Here is a 22,408-nt window from a genome sequence, read left to right as displayed (position 1 = left end):
CGGGCAAGGACGCGTACCTCTCGTTACCGCCCGTAACCCGCCGAAGCTCTCCATGCCCGATACCGCGCCCACGATCCTCTGGTTCCGCCGCGACCTGCGCCTGGACGACAATCCCGCCCTTGCCGCCGCCGTGGAGCGGGGCGGGCCGGTGGTGCCTGTGTTCATCCTGGACGACGAGGATGCCGGCGACTGGCGGCCGGGCGGGGCGTCGCGCTGGTGGCTGCACGGCTCGCTGGCCCGGCTTGCCGAGACGCTGGACAAAGCCGGTAGCCCCCTCGTACTGCGCCGGGGCAAGGCAGCGGACGTGCTGGACCGGATGGTGGAGGAGACCGGCGCCGGTGCCGTGTTCTGGAACCGGCGCTACGAGCCCTGGGCGACCGAGCGCGACGGGAAGATAAAGGACGCCCTCAAGAAGCGCGACCTGGAAGTGCGCAGCTTCAACGGCAGCCTGCTCTACGAGCCGTGGGAGATCGTCTCCAAGCAGGGCACGCCGCTGAAGGTGTTCTCCCCGTTCTGGCGCGCCGTCCAGGCGAAGGGCGACCCCGCCGAGCCGCTGGCGGCGCCGAAGACACTGGCCGCGCCGAAGACGGCGCCGGACAGCGACGATCTGGACACCTGGGGCCTGCTGCCGACCGAGCCGGACTGGGCCGGCGGGCTACGTGAGACCTGGACGCCCGGCGAAGCCGGCGCCGCCGAGCGGCTGGAACGCTTCCTCGACGAGGCGGTGCCCGACTACAAGGCCAAGCGCGACATCCCCAGCACCAACGGCACCTCCGCCCTCTCGCCGCACCTGCATTTCGGCGATATCTCGCCCCGGCGGATCTGGCACGCCGCCCGCCTGGCAAGCGAGGCCCGCAGCAACGAGGCGATGGATCGCGGCACGGCGAGCTTCCTGTCGGAGATCTGCTGGCGGGAGTTCTCCTACAACCTGCTGTTCAACAATCCCGACCTGCCCGAAATCTCCCTGCGGCGCGAGTTCGAGGACTTTCCCTGGCGCGACGACCCCGACGGCCTCAAGGCCTGGCGCCGCGGCCGCACCGGCTACCCCATCGTGGACGCCGGGATGCGGGAACTGTGGCACACCGGCTGGATGCACAACCGGGTGCGGATGATCGTCGCCTCCTTCCTGATCAAGGACCTGCTGATCCACTGGCGCGAGGGAGAAGCCTGGTTCTGGGACACGCTGGTCGACGCCGACCTCGCCAACAACGCCGCCAGTTGGCAGTGGGTGGCCGGCTGCGGTGCCGACGCCGCCCCGTATTTCCGGATCTTCAACCCGGTGCTGCAGGGCGAGAAATTCGACGGTGACGGTCGCTACGTGCGGCGCTGGATTCCGGAACTGGCCAAACTGCCCGACGCCGTCATTCACAAGCCCTGGGAGGCCAAGCCGATGGAGCTGTCGCAAGCCGGCGTGACCCTGGGCAAGACCTATCCCAAGCCCATCGTCGACCACGCCGGAGCCCGCCAGCGGGCGCTGGAGGCCCTGGCGACGATCAAGAAGGAGTGATCGCGTCCCGTCGCCTGATCCGAGATCGCCCCCTGCTCGTAAGATGAGAGCCATTATGGGAGAGAGACAGCCTATGCGCATCGCCGTCATCGGGTCCGGAATCTCGGGTCTGTCCACCGCCTGGTTGCTCGACCGCGATCACGACGTCACCGTGTTCGAAGCGGCTGACCGGCTCGGCGGGCACAGCAACACCGTGGATGTCGATTACGACGGCGTCACCATCCCGGTCGATACCGGCTTCATCGTTTATAACGAGCGCACGTATCCCAACCTGATCGCGCTGTTCGCCGAACTGGGCGTGGCGACCGAGAAGAGCGACATGTCCTTCGCCGTGTCGGTCGATGGCGGCCGTCTCGAATACGAGGGCTCCTTTGCCGGCTTCACCGCCCAGCCGAGCAATCTGGTCAGCGCCCGGTACTGGCGGATGATCCGGGATCTGGTGCGGTTCTACCGCACGGCGCCGTCGCTGCTGGCCATGCCGGCCAATGACGAGACGATCACCCTCGGCGGCTACCTGACCCGCGAAGGATACGGCCCCGGCTTCATCGAGGATCACCTGCTGCCGATGGCGGCGGCGATCTGGTCCTGCCCCGCGGAAACCATGATGGCCTTCCCGGCGCGGTCGTTCGTCCAGTTCTTCTGTAATCACGGTCTGCTCGACTTCGCCGCGCGGCCGCAGTGGCACACGGTGACCGGCGGCTCGCGCGAATACGTTCAGCGGATCTCAGCCCCCTTCGCCGACCGCATCCGGCTGTCCACGCCAGTCCGCAGCATCCGGCGCGACGCGTTCGGCGTGGACGTGATCACCGACAGCGGAAGCGAGCGGTTCGACGAGGTGGTGATCGCCACCCATGGCGATACCGCCCTGTCGCTGCTCGCCGAGCCGGACGCCATGGAGCGCCGCCTCCTGGGCTGCTTCTCCTACCAGAAGAACGTCGCGATCCTGCACCGCGACCCGGCGCTGATGCCGCGCCGGCGGCGCACCTGGGCGTCCTGGAACTACCTGTCGACCGGCAGCGGGGCCGACCACGACGTGGCGGTCACTTACTGGATGAACCGGCTGCAGAACATCGACCGTCGCTATCCGCTGTTCGTCAGCCTGAACCCGCTCGACGAGCCCGATCCGGCCAAGGTCTTTGCCCGGTTCGAGTACGACCACCCGGTCTTCGACACCGCCGCGATCGCCGCCCAGGGCCTGATGTCCGACATTCAGGGACGTCGGCGCACCTGGTTCTGCGGCAGCTATTGCGGCTGGGGGTTCCACGAGGACGGACTGCGATCGGGTATCGCTGTGGCCAAGGCTCTCGGTACCGTGCCACCCTGGAGCGAGACCGTCGAGCCGGCGGACGGGCAACCCTTCCGAGCCGGCGCCCTGCGCTCCGTGGAAGCGGCTGACTGAGGCCCCCGATGACCGACCGCCGCTCGGCCCTGTATCTCGGCAAGGTGATGCATTGTCGCTTTGCCCCGATGCGCCACCGGTTTCGCTACCGGGTCGCGTCGCTCCTGCTCGACCTGGACGAACTGCCCGCGCTCGACAGCGCCATGCGGCTGTTCTCCGTCGACCGGGGCAACCTGTTCTCCTTCCACCAACGCGACCACGGCCCGGGCGACGGCGCGCCGCTGAAGCCCTGGGTCGAAGCCGTCTTCGCCGAGCAGGGCTGCGCCATTCCGGGCGGCCGGGTGCTGTGCTTCTGCATTCCGCGAACCCTCGGCTACGCGTTCAATCCGCTGACGGTGTACTGGGGCTACCGCGCCGACGGGTCGCTGGCGGGCGTGCTGTACGAGGTCAAGAACACCTTCGGCGACCAGCATTGCTATTTCATTCCCGCGGCGCCGGACCACGTGCCGGGCGAACCGCTGGTGCAGGAAGCGCGGAAGGTCTTCCACGTCTCGCCATTCTTTGATCTGGCCGGGAGCTACCGGTTCCGGACCGACGAGCCGTCGGAGACGCTGCGCCTGCTGATCCGTCTGGTCGGTCCGGATGGTGCCGACCGGATGATCGCGACCCATGCCGCCGAGCGTCGGACACTGACCGACCGCACGCTCACCGCGACCCTGTTCTCCCACCCTCTCAACACCTTCAAGGTGATCGCCGCGATCCTCTGGGAGGCCGGGAGGCTGCGTCTGAAAAAGGCAAAATTCCATCCGCGCCCCGAGCCGCCCCAGGCACCGGTCTCGCGCGGACAAAGCCACGACTCCCCTACCCATCCGGCCAAGGCGGCCTAGTTTCAACGGCGCCAGACAAGAGGGAAGCCCCCGATGTCAGACACCACTCTCTCCTCCCCGCTGTCCCAGTTCGATTTCAGCGGATTGGATGCCTGGACCCGACGCGGCATGTCGCTGCTCACCCGGCTGGCCGTGGGCCAGTTGACGGTACAGTTCCCCGACGGCCGGCAATTGACCTTCGAGGGCCGCGAACCGGGCCCCTCCGCCACCGTGCGGATCAAGGATCCCGGCGTGGTCCGCCGCTTCATGATGGGCGGCGACCTGGGCTTCGCCGAAGCCTTCATCGAGGACGAGGCCGAGAGCCCGGACCTGACCGCCCTGGTCGAGCTGTTCTGCCGCAACAAGGCAGCGCTCGAACACCACACCCGCGCCCACCCGCTGGCCAAGCTGGTGCGCCGGGCGATCCATATTCTGAACCGGAATTCCCGCAGCGGCGCCCGACGGAACATCAGCTACCACTACGACCTGGGCAATGCGTTCTACGAGCGCTGGCTCGACCCGACGATGACCTACTCCGCCGCGCTGTTCGACGGCACCCAGCAGGATCTGGAGGCGGCCCAGCTCGCCAAATACCATCGGCTCGCCCAGGATCTGGAGCTGAAGCCGGGCCAGACGGTGCTTGAGATCGGATGCGGCTGGGGCGGGTTCGCCGAAGTGGCCGCCCGGGACTACGGCGCCTCGGTGCACGGGATCACCCTGTCCACCGAGCAGCTCGCCTATGCCCGTGCGCGCGCTGAAGCGGTCGGCATGGCGGACCGGATGACGTTCGAGCTGTGCGACTACCGCGACGTGGCCGGCCGATACGACGCCGTGGCCTCGATCGAAATGTTCGAAGCGGTGGGCGTGAAGTACTGGCCGGCCTTCTTCAACACCGTGAAAGAACGGCTGAAGGACGGCGGCAAGGCGGCCCTGCAGATCATCACCATCGAGCCCGACTCCTTCGACGACTATCGCCGAAATCCGGACTTCATCCAGCGCTACATCTTCCCCGGCGGCATGCTACCGACCCGGGACCATGTGATCGACCACGCCGCGCAGGTCGGGCTGAAGCCACAGGACGAGCGCGGCTTCGGCGTGGACTATGCCCGCACCCTGGCCGAATGGCGCGACCGGTTCCTGGCCTCCTGGCCGGAGATCGCCGCGCTCGGGTTCGACGACCGGTTCAAGCGGATGTGGCTGTATTATCTCGCCTATTGCGAGGGCGGCTTCCTGTCCGGAAATATCGACGTGCGCCATTTCGCCTTCCAGCGTGGCTGAGCCCAAATCCCCTTCCGCCTCCGGCGGGAGGCTGTCGGTCGCCCGGCTGATCGCCTACGGCCTGCCGGGACTCCCCATCGGCGCACTCGGCGTGCCGCTGTTCATCTTCCTGCCCACCTTCTACTCGCAGGAGGTGGGGCTGCCGCTGGCGACGGTCGGCGCGATCCTGCTGGTGGCCCGGCTATGGGACGTGGTCACCGACCCGGTGATCGGCGCCCTGTCGGACCGCAGCCGCAGCCGGTTCGGGCGGCGGCGTCCCTGGATGCTGGCCGCCGTCCCGCTGCTCATGCTGTCCGTCTGGATGATCTTCCGGCCGCCAGAGGATGCCGGCGCCTGGCATCTGCTGGGCTGGAGCCTGCTGCTCTATCTCGGCTGGACGATGATCCAGCTTCCCCACGGCGCCTGGGGCGCCGAGCTCTCCGACGACTATGATGAACGCAGTCGCATCGCCGGCGCCCGGGAGTCCTGCGTGGTCATCGGCACGCTGCTCGCCGCCGGAACGCCGGTCTTTCTCGGGATCGAGGGAGACGTGCGGCCCGGAGCGGCGCTGGGAGCGCTGGCGCTGGCGCTGATGGTCGTGCTGCCGCTGACCGTCGGCACCGCCGCGGCGGCCGTACGGGACCACCGCACAGCCGCCCCGAACCCGCTGCCCTGGACGGAGTCCCGGCGCCTTCTGCTGCGCAACAAGCCGTTTCTGCGCCTCATCCTCGCCTATCTGATCAACGGTTTGGCCAATGGCCTGCCGGCGACCCTGTTCCTGCTCTTCGTGGAGCATGTTCTGGTCGCCCCGGAGCGGCAGGGGCTGCTGCTGTTCGTCTATTTCCTGTGCGGTATCCTCGGCGTGCCGCTTTGGCTGCTGGTGGCGCGCCGCCTCGGCAAGCACCGGACCTGGTGCACCGCGATGATCCTGAACGCCGCCATCTTCGCCATCGTGCCGCTGCTGGGGGCCGGCGACGCGGACGTCTTCCTCGTGATCTGCATCGCCACGGGCCTGTGCCTCGGTGCCGACCTGACCCTGCCGAGCGCGATCCAGGCGGATGTGGTCGATGTCGACACCGCGCAGGGCGGCGGCCGGCGCACGGGGCTGTATTTCGCGTTCTGGGGGATGGCGACCAAGATGGCGCTGGCCCTGGCGGTCGGCATCGCCTTCGGACTGCTCGACGTCGCCGGGTTCGACGCGGCCGGCACAAACGGCGACGGCGCGTTGCTGGCGCTCGCCCTGCTCTATGCCGGGCTGCCGGTCCTGCTGAAGGCGGTGGCGATCGGCCTGATGTGGCGTTTTCCACTCGATCGCGACGCCCAGGGACATCTGCGGGCGGAAATTCTGCGTAAAGATGGGGAAGTCAACCAGGAGACTGATCCATGCTCTACCGATTCGCGTATGTAGTGACAGTTCTCCTACTTTTGGGGGGTTGCCAGTCCATGCAGATCGACGATTTCAAGGGGACCACGCCCAAGCTCGTGCTCGAGGACTATTTCGAGGGCAAGACCAAGGCCTGGGGCATCTTCGAGGACCGGTTCGGGAACCTGCGGCGGCAGTTCGTCGTCGACATCACCGGCACCTGGGACGGAACCACCCTGACCCTCGACGAGCAGTTCGACTATGCCGACGGGGAGAAGGACCAGCGGATCTGGCGGATCGAGAAGGTTGGCGAGAATTCCTATGTCGGCCGGGCCAGCGACGTGATCGGCACGGCGCAGGGTCAGACCGAGGGCTCCGCCTTCAGTTGGACCTACGAGATGGAGCTGAACATCCAGGGCCACGACGTGAAGGTGCGGTTCGACGACTGGATGTTCCTGCAGTCGGACGGGGTCATGGTCAACCGCGCCTATGTCACCAAGTTCGGCATCGAGCTCGGCACGGTGACCCTGTTCTTCCAGAAGGCCAGCGCGGAGCGGGCCGAGACCGGCGAGGGCCGCGAGGCGGCATAAACCAACTCTCTGTCATCCTGGCCATGGCCCTGCAGGCCAGACCGGGATGACAGCCGATATCCAGTCGGATCCTTACAGCGCGATCCGCCTTCGGACCAATCCGATCGCCGCGCCCAGGACGGGGATCCGGGCATAGACCTGGGACCCGGAATCCCAGTGGTCCACATGGGCGACCACCCGGCCGTCCGGCCCGAAAGCGACCTCCGACATGCCGTCGATCGACATCTCGCGGCCGCGCAGGGCGAAATCGAACTGCCAGCGGATATAGCCCGCCTTCTCCCCGACCGCGCTGTCATGGATGGTGAAACGCGGATTATCGAGGGTGTCGTACATCTCGCGATAGACGTCCTTCAACCGCTCCACCCCGCGCAGGTCGTTGAACGGATCCACGAACCGCACATCGGGATCGCAGACCGTGTCGAACACGTCGAGGTTGTCCGGCCCCATGACCTCGTAGGCCTTCAGATAGGCGTCCAGATTGCGGCGACCGTCGATCATTGCCGTGTCTCCCTCATCCTCTGGTCCCCTTGGCGACCAGCGCAAAGTACAGCCGGTAGGGCAGGCTCGAGACGATCTTCACCAGGGTCGTGAACCGCTTGGGGAAGGTGATCTCGAACCCGCCGCCCTTCATGCCCGACACCATCGCCTTGGCGGCATCCTCCACTTCCATCAGGAACGGCATGGGAAACGGATTCTTGTCGGTCAGCGGCGTCTTCACGAAGCCGGGACAGACGAGCTGGGTCTTCACGCCGAAATCGTCCAGGTCGAACTTCATCGCTTCCGTGAAGTTGATCAGCGCCGCCTTGGTCGCCCCGTAGCCGGCCGCGGTCGGCAGGCCGCCATAGCCGGCGACGCTGGCCACAACGACCAGATGGCCGGACCGGCGCGCCTTGAAGCCGGGCAGGACCGCCGCGGTCGCATGGACCACGCCCATGACGTTGACCTCGACCAGCTTGCGGAAATCCTCCGGCCTGAAGTCCTCGGCCGAGGTCGGGATGTGCGTGCCCGCCGCCAGGACGGCACAGTCGATCGGCCCGATCTCCGCCTCGATCCGGGCGGCGGCGGCCTTGGTCGCCTCCAGGTCGGTCACGTCGACGGCGACTCCGGTGATCCGGCCGGCCGGGCCTTCCGCCGCCAGCTCGTCGAGTTCCTCCTGGCGCCGGGCCGAGCCGACGACCCGCCAGCCGTCCCGCGCCATCTCCAGCGCCACCGCGCGGCCGATGCCGGAACTGGCGCCGGTGATCCAGACAATCCGCTCTGCCATCGTCTCCGCCTCTCAGTCCAAGGTCTCAAGGAATCTGTCGGCCCGCGCCAGGATCGCCGCGCGCCGGTCGTCGTCGAACCGGTCCCAGGTTCGGTAGATCATCGCCATCCGCCGGTTGTCCCGCAGGTGCCCTGCGTTGCGATCGAGGAACCGCCAGTACAACGCGTTAAAGGGACAAGCGGTTTCCCCCGCGGTCTGCTTCACGTCGTAGCGGCACGTCCCGCAATAGTCCGACATCCGGTCGATATACTTGCCCGAGGCCGCGTAGGGCTTGGAGCCGAGCATGCCGCCATCGGCGTGCAGCACCATCCCGTGGGTATTGGGAAGCTGCACCCACTCGAAGGCGTCGGCGTAGACCGCCAGGTACCACGCGTTGACCTCGTCCGGATCGGCGCCGATCAGCAGGGCGAAGCACCCGGTCACCATCAGCCGCTGGATGTGGTGGGCATAGGCCTCGCGCCGGGTCTGGCCGACCACTTCGGCGAGGCAGCGCATGTCGGTCTCGCCGGTCCAGTACAGCGCCGGCAGCGGCCTGTCCGCGCCGAAGGCATTGGTCTCGGCGTACTCCGGCATGGCGTGCCAGTAGATCCCGCGCACGTATTCGCGCCAGCCCAGGATCTGCCGGATGAACCCCTCCGCCGCGTTCAGGGGGGCCACACCGGCGCGATAGGCCGCCTCCACCCGCTCGATCACCTCGCGCGGCCGCAGCAGGCCGATATTCAGCGCCGGCGAAATCAGCGAGTGGAACAGGAACGGCTCGCCCAGCGCCATGGCATCCTGGTAGTCGCCGAAATCCTTCAGCCCGCGCGCGATGAACCGGTCCAGCAGACCGAGGGCCTGATCGCGGGTGACCGGAAAGCGGAAGCCGTCGAGGTCGCCGAAATTGTCAGCAAAACGCTCGGCGACCAGCGCCAGGACCGGTTCGGTGATCTCGTCGGGGGCCACGCCCGCGAAATTCGGCGCCCGGATCCCCTTGGGCAGCGGCTTGCGGTTCTCCTTGTCGAAATTCCACTCCCCGCCCACGGGATCGTCGCCGTCCATGAGGATGCCGGTGCGCTTGCGCATCTCGCGATAGAAATGCTCCATGCGGAACATTTTGCGGCCCTTGGCCCAATCGGCGAATTCGGCGCGGGAGCACAGGAACCGGTCGTCGGCCCGGATCTCCACCGGCAGACCGAAAGCCTGCTCCCAGGCTTTCACGTCCTGCTCGACCCGCCATTCTCCCGGCTCGGTCACGACGATCCGCTTGGGCTTGTGTCGCTTCACCGCCCGATCGACTTCGCCGGTGAAGCTGCCCGTATTCTGCGAGGCATCCAGGCGGACATAGTCCACCGTCGCCCCCTCCGCCTCCAGCGCCGCCGAGAAATGGCGCATGGCGGAGAGGATGAGGGCGATCTTCTTGGGATGATGGGGGACATAGGTCGTCTCGTCCGTCACCTCCATCATCAGGACCACGTCCGCGTCGCGGTCGAGGTCGGTGAGGCTGGAGATCTGCCGATCGAGTTGATCGCCCAGGACGACGCGCAGAACCGTCACGCGGTCCCCGGCGGCGGCAGCGCGGTTCCGGTGGACAGGGGAGAGCCGAACAGCCCCTCGTCCTCGGCGGTCGGGGCGACCCGGTCGTACTCCATGAAGCCGCCCTTGATGGTGAAGGCCATCTTCTGCCAGACCCGATCCGCGTCGTACCAGAAGTCCAGATCCACATCCCCGCGCATCGCGAACCGGTCCGCCTCCACCGGCTGGCCGAGCACGTCGATCCGTTCGGTGCCGATCTTCGCGATGTCGAATTCCAGGATCCGGCCGAGCTGGCTGTCCAGCATGCTGGAGGACTCGGTGAACCGCGGGTGCCAGTAGCTGGACGGCAGAATGTCGGCCGGCGCGGTCAGCGCGCCTTCGGTGCCGGTAACCGCGAACCCGTCCGACCCGGCCCGACCCGTCACCGATTGGGGCTCGCCATTGTCGTTGGTCACCGTATCGAGCCGCACCAGACGGCCCTCGCGCCAGATTTCGCGGGCCCGGTGCTCGTAGCGATAGAGGGGAATGAAGGCCAGGGAGACCACGAAGCCGATAAAGACGTCGACCTGCAGTTCCTGGCCGACCGGCCGGTAGCGTTCCATCACATGGCCGATGAAGCCGCCGTCGCGCTGGACCCGGAATTTCAGGATGCTCGGATAGGCCGAGGCCAATGACGGGGCGGCCTGTGCGGCCGACATTCCCAATGGCGCTCCCAGGATCGACGCCGCCCCGGTCGCGGCCATCGCACCGAGCACGGTGCGCCGGGAGAAAGAGCGTGACTGTATGCCGGTCATGGTCGTTCTCGCTGCCAGACTGTTCCCCCGAACATTACGCCTGTCTACGGGGGAGGGCCTGCATCGGATCACCCGCACCGCGTTCGCCGTCTCGACCGGACCGGGTGGCAGCGGAAGGGTTGGTGGTCTATATCTGAAGCCCAAGCCAACGAACGGATCCGAGGCCCGTGACCAGCTTTCCCACCACCGACCACGATCACGACCGCTGCGTCGCCGATGCCCTGGCGTCGGCCGAGATCGTGTGCACGCAGCGCGGGGCGCGGTTGACCGACCTGCGCCGCCGGGTGCTGGAGCTGATCTGGGACAGCCACGCGCCGATCGGCGCCTACGACCTGATCGACAAGCTGAGCCGCGCCCGCGCCGATGACGGCGACGACTCCCGCGTGGCCCCGCCCACCGTCTACCGTGCCCTGGAGTTTCTGATCGAACAGGGCCTTGTCCACCGGATCGAGAGCCTGAACGCCTTCGTCGGCTGTGCCGAGCCGGAGCGGCCGCATCGCGGCTATTTCCTGATCTGCCAGAGCTGCGGCGCCGCCCATGAGCTGGCCGGCGGCGCGCTCGACCGTGAACTGCGGAACTACGCCGACGGCCTGAATTTCCAGGTCAAGCGCATCACCATCGAAGTGGCCGGGCTCTGCGCGGATTGCCGCGAGCCGGCCCCCATCTGACCAGGCCGGCCCGACCGAGCCGACGCCCGACACCAAAGAAGCCTCTCACGGGAGCCCCCCATGCCCGACGACACAGCCCCTCCCTCCCCGCTGGACCGGATGCCCGTCTCCATCCTCACCGGCTTTCTCGGCAGCGGTAAGACCACCCTGCTGAAGGCGCTGCTCGCGCATCCGGGGATGAACCGGGTGGCGGTGATCATCAACGAGTTCGGCGAGATCGGCCTCGACCACACGCTGATCGAGAGCGTGGACGAGGACGCCATCCTGCTGAATTCCGGCTGCCTGTGCTGCACGGTGCGCGGCGACCTGCTGGACACGATGAAGTCGCTTTACAAGCGCCGGGCCAAGGGCGAGATCGCCGATTTCGACCGGATCGTGATCGAGACCACCGGCCTCGCCGATCCCGCACCGATCCTGCACACCATGATGTCCGACGGTTTCCTGGTCACCCGCTTCACCCTGGACGGGGTGATCACCGTGGTCGACGCGGTCAACGCCATGACCCAGTTCGACCGGCAATTCGAGAGCGTGAAGCAGGCCGCCGTAGCCGACCGGGTGGTGCTGACCAAGACCGACCTGATCTCCGAGGAGGCCGCCAAGGCGGTCGAGCAGCGGATCGCGTCGATCAACCCGGCGGCCCCGATCCTGCGGGTGATCAGCGGCGACATCGACCCGGCCGAGCTGTTCAATGCCGGCCTCTATAACCCGATGACCAAGTCCTCAGACGTCCAGCGCTGGCTGAAGGAGGAGGCCTATCGGGATACCGAAGGCCACGTCTATCACCGTGAGGGTGAGGACGGGCACCACCATCATGGCCACGGGCACGGGGATCATGGTCATAGCCACGATCATGACCACGGCCATCACCACCACGACGTGAACCGGCACGACGACCACATCCGGGCGTTCTGCCTGACCTTCGACGAGCCGTTCCCCTGGAACAAGATCGCCCCGGCCCTGGACATGCTGGTGCAGACCCACGGCGCCAACCTGCTGCGGATGAAGGGCATTCTGAACGTGGTGGAGATCGACCAGCCGGTCGTGGTGCACGCGGTCCAGCACCTGTTCCACCCGCCGGCCAAGCTCGAGGCCTGGCCCGACGACGACCGCCGCTCCAAGCTGGTGATCATCGCCCGCGACATGGAGCAGGATCAGATGACCCGGATCTTCAACAGCTATCTGGCGCTGGAATTCGCCTAAGGCGGGCCCTGGGGCCGCCGGATCACTTCCCCGGCACGAAGCCGGCGGTGCCCATGATGGCGATGCCGCCGCTGTCCGGCACCGGCCGGGCCTGGATGATGATGCGGCGGCGCCAGCCGTCGCCCTGGTCGAGCGAATAGGACGCGCGGAACTCCCCGCTCTGCTTGGTCTCGAAGGCGTCCTGGGTGAAGCCCAGGGCGTCCTTGGAAAACCAGAAAGACACCTGATCGCGCAGGTTCTCGATGTCGGTGTATTTCGACACCACGAAGCAGTGGTCGGGCCGGTCGGAGGCCACGAGCACGTCCTGCTGGGTGTTGTATTTCCACACCCGTCCAGGCTGACCCTGGAGCCACTGCTGCGCCAGCTCGTCCGGCAGCTCGATCATCCCGTCCGGCACGATCGGCGTCTGGTTGTGGGCCGCGGGCATGCAGCGCGTGAGAAACGCCTCCAGGAAGGTCCGGTTATGGTTCATCCCCCGCTCATCGGCGGAGGCGGACGATCCCCAGGCGACGAGGCCGAGGCAGAGAAACAGGGTACGGAGCAGCATATCGATCTCGTCAGGTTCCGGGCATCACGAGGTACAGGACCAGCGGCAGGGACACGAAGCTGAACAGGGTGGACAGCACCACGGCACCGGCCAGGGTCTCCGGCGAACGACCGTAGCGCAGGGCGAACAGGTAGGTGAAGACCGCCACCGGCAGGGACGACTGGATGATCAGCACCCCGGCCATCACCGGCGGCAGCGCGAAGGCCCAGGCGGTCGCCGTGCCGATGCCGAAGCCCAGCACCATCCGGGTCACCGCCACCGCCAGGCTCTCCCCCAGCGAGGAGATGCGGAGCTGGGCGATGGAGACCCCCAGCGCGATCAGCATGACCGGGATGGTGATGCCGGACAGCAGTTGGGTGGTTTTGCTGATCGGCTCCGGCACCTGGATGTCGAAGGTCATCACCAGCAGCGCCAGGACCAGCGCATAGGCGACCGGCGAGGTCAGCAGCAGGCGGAACGACGCCTTGCCGGCGGCGATCGCCACGCCGACGGTGAACTGCAGCACGATCATCACCGCGAAGAACGACACCGCCGAAGCAAGCCCCGCCTCGCCGAACGCGAAGAGGCAGACCGGCAGGCCGATATTGCCGCAATTGGGGAACATCAGCGCCGGCAGGAACGCCGCCTTGGAAAACCCGGCGATCATGAGCCAGAGCAGCCCGACCACGGCGAAGCCGAAGATCGCCGTCAGCGACGCCGCGGCCATCAGCCCGAAATCGCCGAGCGACACGTCCAGCCGGGTCAGCACGTCGAAGACGATGCACGGGGTGCCGATATTGACCGTCAGGCCGGTCACCGTCTCGGCATCGAACGGCCGGTCCATCCGCCGCCATACCCAGCCGATCGCCGCACACGCGAAGACGGGAGAGACGAGGGCGACCAGGTCCAGAAGGATCAAGCGGATGAACTCCGATGGCTGAGGGCTCGGGCTGCCCGGCGAGTGCTGCCGATATGTAACCGAGCTCGGGCTCCCCGTCACGCCACCGCCTTCGCACCTGCAAGAGGACCCGGCGCACGACTGCCGTTCCCCGCGGCCTCTTGTCAAACGACGCCCGCTGCGTCACCAGTTCTGCAACGAAAAGAGAGACCAGGAGAGGCGCATGATCTTCTACGAGCCGGGACAGCATAAAGAGCACGGGTTCAGCCACGATCCGTTCAAGGCCTTCTGCAGCCCGCGCCCCATCGGCTGGATCGGGTCGATCGACGATCAGGGCCGCACCAACCTCGCCCCCTACAGCTTCTTCAACGCCATGGCATCGAACCCGCCCCAGGTGGTGTTCGGTACCGGCAGCCGGCCCGACGGCAGCAAGAAGGACAGCCAGCTCAACATCGAGCAGACCGGCGAGTTCACCCTCAGCATCGTCGCCCATGCGCTGAAGGACGACATGAACCAGAGTTCCGCCGCCCTGCCCCATGGCGAGAGCGAGTTCGAGGCGGCCGGCATCGAGGGTGCGGCCTCGCGCCTGGTCAAGCCGCTGCGGGTCGCCAAGGCGCCGATTTCCTTCGAATGCGTCTACAAGCAGACCATCGAGATGGAATCCTGGGACCCGAAGCATCGGAACTTCATGCTGATCGGCAAGGTCGTCGGAATCCACGTGTCCGAGGACGTCATCGTCGGCGGCAAGGCGGACGTCACCAAGTGGAAGCCGGTCTCGCGGCTGGGGTACTACGACTACGCCACGGTGACCGAAGTCTTCGAGATGTTCCGCCCCGAAGGCGCGCCGGGCCCGACCTGAGGCGGGGGCGCCCGCCCCTCCCCTCATCTCTCACTCCCCGGATTCATTCCGGGGCAATCACATCCGATGCGCGAAGCCTGACGCGCCCGCCCTTGGCCCACCCGCTAACCCCGGAATAAATCCGGGGAGTGTCTGGAGGTAAGAGTGCAGGCGGGAGAGGCGAGGCGACGGCAGAGAATGTCCTATTCCCTCTACTCCGCACTCCCCGGATTCATTCCGGGGCAACCCCGTCCGACGCGCGAAATCTGACGCGCCCGCCCTTGGCCCACCCGCTAACCCCGGAAAAAATCCGGGGAGTGTCTGGAGGTAAGGGTGCAGGCGGGAGAGGCGAGGCGACGGCAGAAGCTGGCCTATTCTCTCTACTCCGCACTCCCCGGATTTATTCCGGGGCAATCCCGTCCGACGCCCGAAATCTGACGCGCCCGCCCCCGGCCCACCCGCTCGCCCCGGAATAAATCCGGGGAGTGAGCAGCGAGTAAGAAGCGGGGCGGGCTCCCTAAACCGTCAGCACCAGCTTGCCCGTCACCGACCGGGCCGAGAGCGCCGCCAGGGCATCGCGCGCCTTTTCCAGCGGGTAGGTCTCGCTCACCAGCGGCTTGATCTTGCCCGACGCGTGTAGGTCGAACAGCGCCTTGAAGTTGACCGCGTCCACCTCCGGCTCGTTGCGGCGGAACTGGCCCCAGAACACGCCGACAACCGAACAGCCCTTCAGCAAGGTCAGGTTCGCCGGCACCTGGGGGATCTCGCCGCTGGCGAAACCCACCACCAGATACCGACCGTTCCAGGCCATCGAGCGCAGGCTCGGCTGCAGCAGATCGCCACCGACCGGGTCGTAGACCACATCGACACCGCGCCCGCCGGTGATCTCCTTCAGTCGGTCGCGGAAGCCCTCCTCGGCATAGTTCACCCCCTCGTCGGCCCCCTGCGCCTTGGCGACGGCGAGCTTCTCCGCCGTGCTGGCCGCGGCGATCACCTTTGCGCCCAGCGCCTTGGCGATCTGGATCGCCGCCACGCCGACGCCGCCCGACGCGCCCAACACCAACAGCGTCTCGCCCGGCTTGATCGCCGCGCGCTGTACCAGGGCGTGATAGGACGTGCCGTAGGTGATGGCGAAACCGGCCGCCGTGACCTCGTCCATCGTGTCGGGACGCCGCATCAGGCGGTCCGGGGTGGTGACGATCTCCTCGGCGAAGCCGCCCCAGGTGGTCGTCGCGATCACCGGGTCGCCCACCGCGAAGCCGGTAACGTCCGGGGCCACCTCGGCCACCGTGCCGGCGACCTCGCCGCCCGGCGAGAATGGCGGCTCCGGCTTGAACTGGTACTTGCCCTGGGTGATCAGCACGTCGGGGAAGTTCACCCCGCAGGCCGCCACCTTGAGGCGGACCTGGCCCGCCTCCAGCGGCGCGGAGGCCACCTCCTCGACCACCAGATCGTCGATAGAGCCGTAGGCCTTGCACAGCACGGCGCGCATGTTTCTCTCCCTGAAAATCGGTCTTTTGGGTTGGAAGGCAGTGTGGCTCAGGCCGCCGTCACCCGATAGGCGCAACGTCGCCCGCCGGCCAACACATGATCGACCCGCTCCACCGTGGCGTCGCTGCCGAGCGCTTCGCGGAAGACGGTCAACTCGGACCGGCACAGGTTCTGGCAGGACGCGGCGGCGGCGCAGATCGGGCAATGGTTCTCGATCAGCAGCAGCGCACCGTCCTCCTCGCGCCACCATTCGGCCATGTAGCCTTCGCGATGGCGCAGGTCGGCCAGACGGGCCACCCGTTCCTCCAGACTGCCGGCTCCGTCGGTGGCCCGAAGATACGCCTGGCGCTGCTCCGCCTCGCGCCGGGCGATCAGCCGGTCGAGCCCGGCCTCGCCGAACTCCGCCCGAACCGCGTCGAGCAAGGAGAGCGACAGATCCGCATGCCGATCCGGGAACCGCGCATGGCCGGTCTCGGTCAGCCGCCACAGCCGCTTCGGGCGCCCCCGTCCGGCGCGTTGGTCCTCGAAGGCGACCAGCCCTTCGGCCTCCAGCTTCACCAGAAGCTGGCGCACCGCCTCGCTGGTCACGCCGAACGCCGCGCTCAGATCGGCGATGCTCTCCGGTCCCCGGGTCTTCAGGCGGAACAGGATGCGATCAACCGTCGTCTCGGACATATCAATCACTCTTTTAGCCAAGTCACGCCTTGTAAATAGTGGATTTATTCGCGGATTTCCAGACGCGGGAAATTATCTGTCCATACAACCAGAAATTAACGTCTTCTTATCCATCTGGTGAGATCCTCCATTAACCTTAGTACGCCCAGCGAGGGGACGGCGATGAACTGGAATTTCGGCAGTTCGGCCAAAGGTCACGCATCGACATCGGACCTCAAGGCCATCTACCAAGCTTTGAACATGTCCCAGGCGGTGATTCAGTTCGCCCCGGATGGGACGATCCTGGACGCCAACGACAAATTCTGCGCGGCGATGGGCTATTCCATCGGCGAGATCCGCGGCAAGCATCATCGCATCTTCATCGATAAGACCGAGGCGGAGAGCCTGGCCTACGGGCAGTTCTGGGATCGTCTCCGCAAGGGCCAGTATCAGCAGGCGGAATTCCGGCGTTTCGGCAAATCCGGCAACGAAGTCTGGATCCAGGCGACCTATAACCCGCTGCTCGATTCCTCGGGCAAGGTCTATCGGGTGGTCAAGTTCGCCACCGACGTCACCGACCGCAAGCTGCGGGATGCCGATGTCGCCGGTCAGCTCGCCGCGATCGGCAAGGCCCAGGCGGTGATCGAATTCGACATGGACGGCACCATCCTGTCCGACAACGACCTTTTCCTCACGGCGATGGGGTACCGGCTGGAGGAGATCGTCGGCAAGCACCATCGCCTGTTCGTCGAGGACAGCTATGCGGCCAGCCCCGCCTACCGGTCGTTCTGGTCGGCCCTGCGGCTGGGCGAGTTCCAGCAGGCCGAGTTCAAGCGCTTCGCCAAGGGCGGCCGGGAGATCTGGATCCAGGCCACCTACAACCCGATCCTCGACATGAACGGCAAGCCGTTCAAGGTTGTGAAGTTCGCGGTGGACATCACCGAGGCCGTGAAGGCCCGCCAGCGCGACGAGCGCCTGGCCGCCCTGGTGGTGGAGAACATGGAGCATATCGGCGACGCGGTTCAGGTCGCCAACGCCAAGTTCGCCGCGACGGCGGAGGCCTCCCACGAGGTCTCGGCGACGGTTCAGCAGGTGGCCGCCGGCGCGGAGGAACTGGACAGCTCGGTGCAGGAGATCGCCCGCAGCACCGCCATGTCCACCGAGCAGGTCGCGCGGGCCATCGCGCAGACCAGTTCGGCCGACACCGCCGTCGCCGACCTCACCAAGTCGGCTGAGGCCATGGGCGGCATCATCGAACTGATCCAGGACATCGCCGCGCAGATCAACCTGCTGGCACTCAACGCCACCATCGAATCCGCCCGGGCCGGGGAAGCCGGCAAGGGCTTCGCCGTGGTCGCCGGCGAGGTGAAGTCGCTCGCCAACCAGGTCGCCAAGGCCACCGACAGGATCTCCACCGAGATCGATACCATGCAGTCGGTGTCGGACGCGGTGGTCTCGGCGCTGTCGGTGATCAAGACCTCCATCACCGAGATCCAGACCAGCGTCACCGGGGTCGGCGGCGCGGTCGAGGAACAGGCGGCGGTGACCCGGGAAATCTCCCAGAACATGCAGGTCACCTCCGAAGCGGTGAGCCAGATCGACAGCGGAATCAACGATATCCGCTCCTCGATCGAGATCGCCGACACCGCCTCCACCACGGTCCGCCAGGAGATCCAGGTGCTCAAGACCAGCAAGGCGGCCTGACCAGTCGGCCGGCCTGCGCCCATAAAAACGCTTTCCGCCGTCCCACCCTCGAATTAGAACAAGAAAAAAGTTGTTATAATTCGAGGGTGGGACGCATGACCGACGACCAGGACGACCGTCTGCTGCGCTGGGGCGAGTTGCTGGGCCCGCACTACCGCGTCGCCACAGTGATGATCGGCCTCGGCATCCTGCTCAATGCGGTCAACTTCTTCGTTTTCTCCTCACTTGCGCCGAGCGTCGTGCGGGATATCGGCGGGCTGGAGTTGCTGCCCTGGGCCACCACGCTGTACGTGGTGAGCTCGATCGTCTCCACCGCCGCCGGCGGGCTGGTGCGCTCGCGCATCGGCGCCCGCAAGGCGCTTACCATCGCGATCTTCGGCTTCGCCGCCGGATCGGCTGCGGTCGGCTTCGCGCCGACCATGCCCTGGCTGCTCGCCGCGCGGGTGCTGCAGGGGCTCGGCTCGGGCCTGCTGATCGCGAATTCCCACGGGCTGATCCGCGATTTCTATCCGCCGAAGAGCTGGGCCCGGCTCTTCGCCGCCGTCTCCGGCGCCTGGGGCATCGCCGCCCTGTCCGGCCCCCTGATCGGCGGCATCTTCGCCGAGCTGGAGGACTGGCGCTGGGGCTTCTTTGCCATGGTGCCGGTGTGCGCCGTCTTTCTGGTCCTTGTCGTGCGGACGGTCAGGGACGGCGAGCACGAGACGAAGGGCGGCCTCACACCGGTCTTCCGCCTAGCCCTGATCGGCCTCGCCGCCCTGCTCGTCGGCGCCACCGGCAAGGGCGCGCATGCCCAGGAGGAAATCGGCCTGACGGTGGCGGCCGTCATCGCCCTGGCCGCAGCGGTGATCTGGGAACGGCGCTCGTCCACCCCGATCTTCCCGCGCGACATGTTCCGGCCGACCACGCCGCTGGGCGCCGGCGCCTGCTTTTTCTTCTTCGTCTCCATGGGGACCGTCGCGACCGGGGTCTACGGCCCCTATTTCCTCCAGCTCCTGCACGACGTGCCGCCGCTCGTTGCGGGCTATACCGTCACCGTGCAGTCCCTGAGCTGGACCGCGGCGGCCATCCTGTTCTCCGGCCTGGCCGCCGGTCGGGCCCGGACCGCCATCTGCATTGGACCGATGCTCACCGCCGCCGGATGCCTCGGCACCGCGCTGTTCCTGCCCCAGGGCCCGCTGCCCCTCGCCATCGCGTCCATCGCCGTGCTCGGCTTCGGCATCGGCACCGCCTGGGGGCATGTGGCCAAGCGGGTGTTCGACGCCGCCGGCGACGCCGACCGCGACCGGGTCGGCTCCACCCTGCCGACCATGCAGTCGCTCGGCCTCGCCTTCGGTGCTGCGGCGGTCGGAGTGGTCGGCGACCGGGTCGGCCTGAGCGGCACGCCGGACACGGCGGTGATCGAGGCGGCGGCCCGCTGGACCTATCTCGCCTTGCTGCCGGCGGTGGGATTGGCCATTCTCGGAGCGCTCGTCAACGCGCTGCGGTCGATCCCGGAGCATCGCTGAGGCGCCTTGGACCAAAAGCCGTCGCGACCCGATGGTCCCACCCGCCCCCTCATTCTTGATACAATGACCACGCCAAAAGCTTGGAGCCTTCCCCGGAGCCCCGCATGATCGCGCTCAGCGTCAATCTCAACAAGGTCGCCACCCTCCGCAACACCCGCCCCCACGACGACCCGTCGGTGGTCCGCGCGGCGCGCACGGTGCTGGATGCCGGGGCGGCCGGCGTGACCGTGCACCCCCGGCCCGACGCCCGCCACATCCGCGAGCAGGACGTGCTGGACCTGGCCGAGGTGATGAAGGAGCCGGCCTATGCCGGCCGCGAGTTCAACATCGAGGGCTATCCGGACGACCGCTTCCTCGAGCTGATCCGCCGGGTCAAGCCGGACCAGGTCACCCTGGTGCCCGACGCGCCCGACCAGGCCACCTCCGACCATGGCTGGGACCTGCCGGCCCAGCACAATTTCCTCGCCCCGCTCGTGGCCGAGCTGAAGGAGATGGGCTGCCGCGTCTCGCTCTTCGCCGATGCCGATCCGAAGATCGCCGACGCGATGGCCAAGACCGGCGCCGACCGGATCGAGATCTATACCGGCCCCTATTTCGAGACCTTCGGCACGTCGGAGAACGCGGCGATCCTGCAGGCGGTGCACGACACCGCCGCCGCCGCCCGGGATCTCGGCCTCGGCGTCAATGCCGGCCACGACCTCACCCTGGAGAACCTGCCGACTTTGGCCAAGGCGGTGCCTTGGATCGACGAGGTCTCCATAGGCCATCACCTGATCGGCGAGGCCCTGTGGATGGGTCTGGACGGGGTGGTGCGGGCCTACAAGGAGTGCCTCGCCGTCGCCGAATAGACCGCGGCCGACCCTGGCTGCCGGGTCCAGGCGGCCTATCTCAGGGCGATGATCGAGGTCGTCTGGTTCAAACGGGATCTGAGGGTGATGGACCACCGTCCGCTGGCCGCCGCGGCGGCGACGGGTCGTCCTGTCCTGCCGCTCTATGTGGTCGAACCCGAATGGTGGCGCCAGCCCGACATGGCACGACGCCATTGGGACTTCATCGCCGAGTCCCTGGAAGAGCTGCGCGGCGCGCTGGCGGACCGCGCAGCGCCGCTCGTCGTCCGCGAAGGCGAGGTCGTGCCGGTGCTGGACGATCTGCACCGGCGCTACGGCATCTCGGGTCTGTGGAGCCATGAGGAGACGGGCGGCGCCTGGACCTTCGCCCGCGACCGGGCGGTGGGCGCCTGGGCGCGCGCCGCCGGTATCCGCTGGACAGAACTGCCCCAGCACGGGGTCCTCCGGCGCCTGCGCGACCGGGACGGCTGGGCCGCCCGCTGGGACCGCTTCATGCAGGAGCCCGTCACCCCGGCGCCCCGGACCCTCCTCCCCGTCGATGGCATCGAGCCCGGGTCGATCAGGCCGCCGACTGGAATCCATTTCCGCGACCCGCCCTGTCCGGACCGGCAGCCGGGCGGGACCCGAGCCGCCACGGCGCTTCTGGACAGTTTCCTGGCCTGCCGGGGCGAGAGCTATCAGCGCGGCATGTCCAGCCCGCTGACGGCCGAGGAGGCCTGTTCCCGGCTCAGCCCCCATCTTGCCTGGGGCACCCTGTCGATGCGCGAGGCGATCCAGGCGACCTGGGGTCGGATGGCCAGTCTGCGCGGTCTTCCCCGGGACGAGGTCGGCCGGTGGCCGGGCGCGCTGCGCTCTTTTGCCGGCCGGCTCCACTGGCACTGCCACTTCATCCAAAAGCTGGAAAGCGAGCCGGAGATCGAGCACCGCGATCTGCATCCGGCCTATACCGGCCTGCGCGGGTTCGACGAGCGGCGCCACGAGGCCTGGGCCCGGGGATACACCGGCCTGCCCTTCGTCGACGCCTGCATGCGGTCCCTGGCGGCGACGGGCTGGATCAACTTCCGCATGCGAGCGATGCTGGTCAGCGTCTCCAGCTATCACCTGTGGAACGACTGGCGGGAGCCGGGGCTGCACCTGGCGCGCCTGTTCACCGATTACGAGCCAGGCATCCACTGGAGCCAGACCCAGATGCAGTCGGGCACGACCGGCATCAACACCGCGCGGATCTACAACCCGGTCAAACAGGGCCTCGACCACGATCCCGCCGGCACGTTCGTGCGACGCTGGGTGCCGGAACTGGCCCAGGTGCCGACGCCGTTCATCCACGCACCCTGGAAGCTCTCACCGCTGGAGCGTCGGGATCTTGCCCTCGCCTATCCCGACCCGGTGGTCGAGCCGGTCACCGCCGCCCGCGAGGCGCGCGCCCGGATCTGGGGCGTGCGGGGGGACACGGCCTTCCGGGAGGCGGCGGACGCGATTCAGGATCGCCATGGCAGCCGAAAAAGCGGCCTGCCCTTCACCGGATCCGGTCGGCGGCGCGCGACGGCGGACGACCGCCAGACGCGCCTCGACCTCTGACCG

The 22,408-nt window shown here is 67.4% G+C and carries 21 protein-coding genes; 13 read left to right on the top strand and 8 right to left on the bottom strand.

Annotated elements, in window-relative coordinates:
- Positions 1 to 52 precede the first annotated feature (52 nt).
- From T8K17_RS12140 to T8K17_RS12115, 6 genes are all read left to right on the top strand, one after another.
- The gene (locus T8K17_RS12140; RefSeq protein WP_322334770.1) at positions 53 to 1,507 is read left to right on the top strand and encodes a deoxyribodipyrimidine photo-lyase; all 1,455 of its coding nucleotides are present in this window, start codon (positions 53 to 55) and stop codon (positions 1,505 to 1,507) included.
- 73 nt (positions 1,508 to 1,580) lie between these two features.
- Positions 1,581 to 2,906, top strand: a complete 1,326-nt coding sequence (locus T8K17_RS12135; RefSeq protein ID WP_322334769.1) for an NAD(P)/FAD-dependent oxidoreductase — start codon at positions 1,581 to 1,583, stop codon at positions 2,904 to 2,906.
- 8 nt (positions 2,907 to 2,914) lie between these two features.
- On the top strand, positions 2,915 to 3,733 hold the full coding sequence (locus T8K17_RS12130) for a DUF1365 domain-containing protein (RefSeq protein WP_322334768.1): 819 nt from the start codon (positions 2,915 to 2,917) through the stop codon (positions 3,731 to 3,733).
- Positions 3,734 to 3,766: 33 nt separating this feature from the next.
- On the top strand, positions 3,767 to 4,990 hold the full coding sequence (locus T8K17_RS12125; protein ID WP_322334767.1) for a cyclopropane-fatty-acyl-phospholipid synthase family protein: 1,224 nt from the start codon (positions 3,767 to 3,769) through the stop codon (positions 4,988 to 4,990).
- Positions 4,983 to 6,377 carry an MFS transporter gene (locus tag T8K17_RS12120; RefSeq protein ID WP_322334766.1) on the top strand — a complete coding sequence of 465 codons (1,395 nt, stop codon included), beginning with the start codon at positions 4,983 to 4,985 and terminating at the stop codon, positions 6,375 to 6,377. The genes T8K17_RS12125 and T8K17_RS12120 overlap by 8 nt, the downstream gene beginning before the upstream one ends.
- Positions 6,353 to 6,922 carry a DUF3833 domain-containing protein gene (locus T8K17_RS12115; protein ID WP_416153182.1) on the top strand — a complete coding sequence of 190 codons (570 nt, stop codon included), beginning with the start codon at positions 6,353 to 6,355 and terminating at the stop codon, positions 6,920 to 6,922. Before T8K17_RS12120 ends, T8K17_RS12115 begins: the two co-directional genes overlap by 25 nt.
- A 72-nt stretch (positions 6,923 to 6,994) precedes the next feature.
- Here the strand turns inward: T8K17_RS12115 and T8K17_RS12110 are convergent, their stop codons facing one another.
- From T8K17_RS12110 to T8K17_RS12095, 4 genes are read right to left on the bottom strand one after another with little or no spacing between them, the layout of a single operon-like run.
- A complete protein-coding gene (locus T8K17_RS12110; protein ID WP_322334764.1) occupies positions 6,995 to 7,420 on the bottom strand; it encodes a nuclear transport factor 2 family protein in 426 nt (141 codons plus the stop codon).
- A 13-nt stretch (positions 7,421 to 7,433) separates the two neighbouring features.
- Positions 7,434 to 8,186, bottom strand: a complete 753-nt coding sequence (locus T8K17_RS12105; protein ID WP_322334763.1) for an SDR family NAD(P)-dependent oxidoreductase — start codon at positions 8,184 to 8,186, stop codon at positions 7,434 to 7,436.
- 12 nt (positions 8,187 to 8,198) lie between these two features.
- On the bottom strand, positions 8,199 to 9,722 hold the full coding sequence (locus T8K17_RS12100; RefSeq protein ID WP_322334762.1) for a cryptochrome/photolyase family protein: 1,524 nt from the start codon (positions 9,720 to 9,722) through the stop codon (positions 8,199 to 8,201).
- Positions 9,719 to 10,495, bottom strand: a complete 777-nt coding sequence (locus T8K17_RS12095; RefSeq protein WP_322334761.1) for a DUF6134 family protein — start codon at positions 10,493 to 10,495, stop codon at positions 9,719 to 9,721. The genes T8K17_RS12100 and T8K17_RS12095 overlap by 4 nt, the downstream gene beginning before the upstream one ends.
- Positions 10,496 to 10,662: 167 nt before the next feature.
- Here T8K17_RS12095 and T8K17_RS12090 point away from each other — a divergent pair, with 167 nt between their 5' ends.
- Positions 10,663 to 11,163: a transcriptional repressor gene (locus T8K17_RS12090; RefSeq protein WP_322334760.1), complete on the top strand. Its 501-nt coding sequence runs from the start codon at positions 10,663 to 10,665 to the stop codon at positions 11,161 to 11,163.
- 60 nt (positions 11,164 to 11,223) lie between these two features.
- Positions 11,224 to 12,363, top strand: a complete 1,140-nt coding sequence (locus tag T8K17_RS12085; protein WP_322334759.1) for a GTP-binding protein — start codon at positions 11,224 to 11,226, stop codon at positions 12,361 to 12,363.
- Between the two features lie 22 nt (positions 12,364 to 12,385).
- Here T8K17_RS12085 and T8K17_RS12080 read toward each other — a convergent pair whose 3' ends face one another.
- Together T8K17_RS12080 and T8K17_RS12075 are read right to left on the bottom strand one after the other, a co-directional pair.
- Complete coding sequence (locus tag T8K17_RS12080) at positions 12,386 to 12,910, bottom strand: hypothetical protein (protein WP_322334758.1); 525 nt, start codon at positions 12,908 to 12,910, stop codon at positions 12,386 to 12,388.
- A gap of 10 nt (positions 12,911 to 12,920) precedes the next feature.
- Positions 12,921 to 13,808 (bottom strand): AEC family transporter, encoded by an 888-nt coding sequence (locus T8K17_RS12075; RefSeq protein WP_322334757.1) that lies wholly within the window; start codon positions 13,806 to 13,808, stop codon positions 12,921 to 12,923.
- 202 nt (positions 13,809 to 14,010) lie between these two features.
- On the opposite strand from T8K17_RS12075, the gene T8K17_RS12070 reads away from it, so the two are divergent.
- Positions 14,011 to 14,646, top strand: coding sequence for a flavin reductase family protein (locus T8K17_RS12070; protein WP_322334756.1), 636 nt, complete (start codon positions 14,011 to 14,013; stop codon positions 14,644 to 14,646).
- A 496-nt stretch (positions 14,647 to 15,142) separates the two neighbouring features.
- Here T8K17_RS12070 and T8K17_RS12065 read toward each other — a convergent pair whose 3' ends face one another.
- On the bottom strand, positions 15,143 to 16,117 hold the full coding sequence (locus T8K17_RS12065) for an NADPH:quinone oxidoreductase family protein (RefSeq protein ID WP_322334755.1): 975 nt from the start codon (positions 16,115 to 16,117) through the stop codon (positions 15,143 to 15,145).
- Positions 16,118 to 16,164: 47 nt separating this feature from the next.
- The gene (locus tag T8K17_RS12060) at positions 16,165 to 16,791 is read right to left on the bottom strand and encodes a metalloregulator ArsR/SmtB family transcription factor (protein ID WP_322334754.1); all 627 of its coding nucleotides are present in this window, start codon (positions 16,789 to 16,791) and stop codon (positions 16,165 to 16,167) included.
- A 162-nt stretch (positions 16,792 to 16,953) separates the two neighbouring features.
- Between T8K17_RS12060 and T8K17_RS12055 the strand changes: the two genes are divergently transcribed.
- The 4 genes from T8K17_RS12055 to T8K17_RS12040 all read left to right on the top strand — a co-directional run bounded on the left by T8K17_RS12055 (position 16,954) and on the right by T8K17_RS12040 (position 22,405).
- Positions 16,954 to 18,474, top strand: a complete 1,521-nt coding sequence (locus T8K17_RS12055; protein WP_322334753.1) for a PAS domain-containing methyl-accepting chemotaxis protein — start codon at positions 16,954 to 16,956, stop codon at positions 18,472 to 18,474.
- A 95-nt stretch (positions 18,475 to 18,569) separates the two neighbouring features.
- Complete coding sequence (locus tag T8K17_RS12050; RefSeq protein WP_322334752.1) at positions 18,570 to 19,979, top strand: MFS transporter; 1,410 nt, start codon at positions 18,570 to 18,572, stop codon at positions 19,977 to 19,979.
- Between the two features lie 104 nt (positions 19,980 to 20,083).
- Entirely contained in the window at positions 20,084 to 20,827 is a 744-nt protein-coding gene (locus tag T8K17_RS12045) for a pyridoxine 5'-phosphate synthase (RefSeq protein WP_322334751.1), read from the top strand.
- Between the two features lie 48 nt (positions 20,828 to 20,875).
- Complete coding sequence (locus T8K17_RS12040; RefSeq protein ID WP_322334750.1) at positions 20,876 to 22,405, top strand: FAD-binding domain-containing protein; 1,530 nt, start codon at positions 20,876 to 20,878, stop codon at positions 22,403 to 22,405.
- The last annotated feature ends 3 nt before the right edge of the window (positions 22,406 to 22,408 follow it).

It is taken from the genome of Thalassobaculum sp. OXR-137, assembly GCF_034377285.1.
Taxonomy (GTDB): Bacteria; Pseudomonadota; Alphaproteobacteria; order Thalassobaculales; family Thalassobaculaceae; genus Thalassobaculum.
This window is presented reverse-complemented; position numbering and strand designations above follow the sequence as displayed.

Bases quoted from the DNA above. Each gene is read 5' to 3' on its own strand.
- T8K17_RS12140 (WP_322334770.1), top strand. From the start codon at position 53: ATGCCCGATACCGCGCCCACGATCCTCTGGTTCCGCCGCGACCTGCGC.
- T8K17_RS12135 (WP_322334769.1), top strand. From the start codon at position 1,581: ATGCGCATCGCCGTCATCGGGTCCGGAATCTCGGGTCTGTCCACCGCC.
- T8K17_RS12130 (WP_322334768.1), top strand. From the start codon at position 2,915: ATGACCGACCGCCGCTCGGCCCTGTATCTCGGCAAGGTGATGCATTGT.
- T8K17_RS12125 (WP_322334767.1), top strand. From the start codon at position 3,767: ATGTCAGACACCACTCTCTCCTCCCCGCTGTCCCAGTTCGATTTCAGC.
- T8K17_RS12115 (WP_416153182.1), top strand. From the start codon at position 6,353: ATGCTCTACCGATTCGCGTATGTAGTGACAGTTCTCCTACTTTTGGGG.
- T8K17_RS12110 (WP_322334764.1), bottom strand. From the start codon at position 7,420: ATGATCGACGGTCGCCGCAATCTGGACGCCTATCTGAAGGCCTACGAG.
- T8K17_RS12105 (WP_322334763.1), bottom strand. From the start codon at position 8,186: ATGGCAGAGCGGATTGTCTGGATCACCGGCGCCAGTTCCGGCATCGGC.
- T8K17_RS12095 (WP_322334761.1), bottom strand. From the start codon at position 10,495: ATGACCGGCATACAGTCACGCTCTTTCTCCCGGCGCACCGTGCTCGGT.
- T8K17_RS12085 (WP_322334759.1), top strand. From the start codon at position 11,224: ATGCCCGACGACACAGCCCCTCCCTCCCCGCTGGACCGGATGCCCGTC.
- T8K17_RS12080 (WP_322334758.1), bottom strand. From the start codon at position 12,910: ATGCTGCTCCGTACCCTGTTTCTCTGCCTCGGCCTCGTCGCCTGGGGA.
- T8K17_RS12070 (WP_322334756.1), top strand. From the start codon at position 14,011: ATGATCTTCTACGAGCCGGGACAGCATAAAGAGCACGGGTTCAGCCAC.
- T8K17_RS12065 (WP_322334755.1), bottom strand. From the start codon at position 16,117: ATGCGCGCCGTGCTGTGCAAGGCCTACGGCTCTATCGACGATCTGGTG.
- T8K17_RS12060 (WP_322334754.1), bottom strand. From the start codon at position 16,791: ATGTCCGAGACGACGGTTGATCGCATCCTGTTCCGCCTGAAGACCCGG.
- T8K17_RS12055 (WP_322334753.1), top strand. From the start codon at position 16,954: ATGAACTGGAATTTCGGCAGTTCGGCCAAAGGTCACGCATCGACATCG.
- T8K17_RS12050 (WP_322334752.1), top strand. From the start codon at position 18,570: ATGACCGACGACCAGGACGACCGTCTGCTGCGCTGGGGCGAGTTGCTG.
- T8K17_RS12045 (WP_322334751.1), top strand. From the start codon at position 20,084: ATGATCGCGCTCAGCGTCAATCTCAACAAGGTCGCCACCCTCCGCAAC.
- T8K17_RS12040 (WP_322334750.1), top strand. From the start codon at position 20,876: ATGATCGAGGTCGTCTGGTTCAAACGGGATCTGAGGGTGATGGACCAC.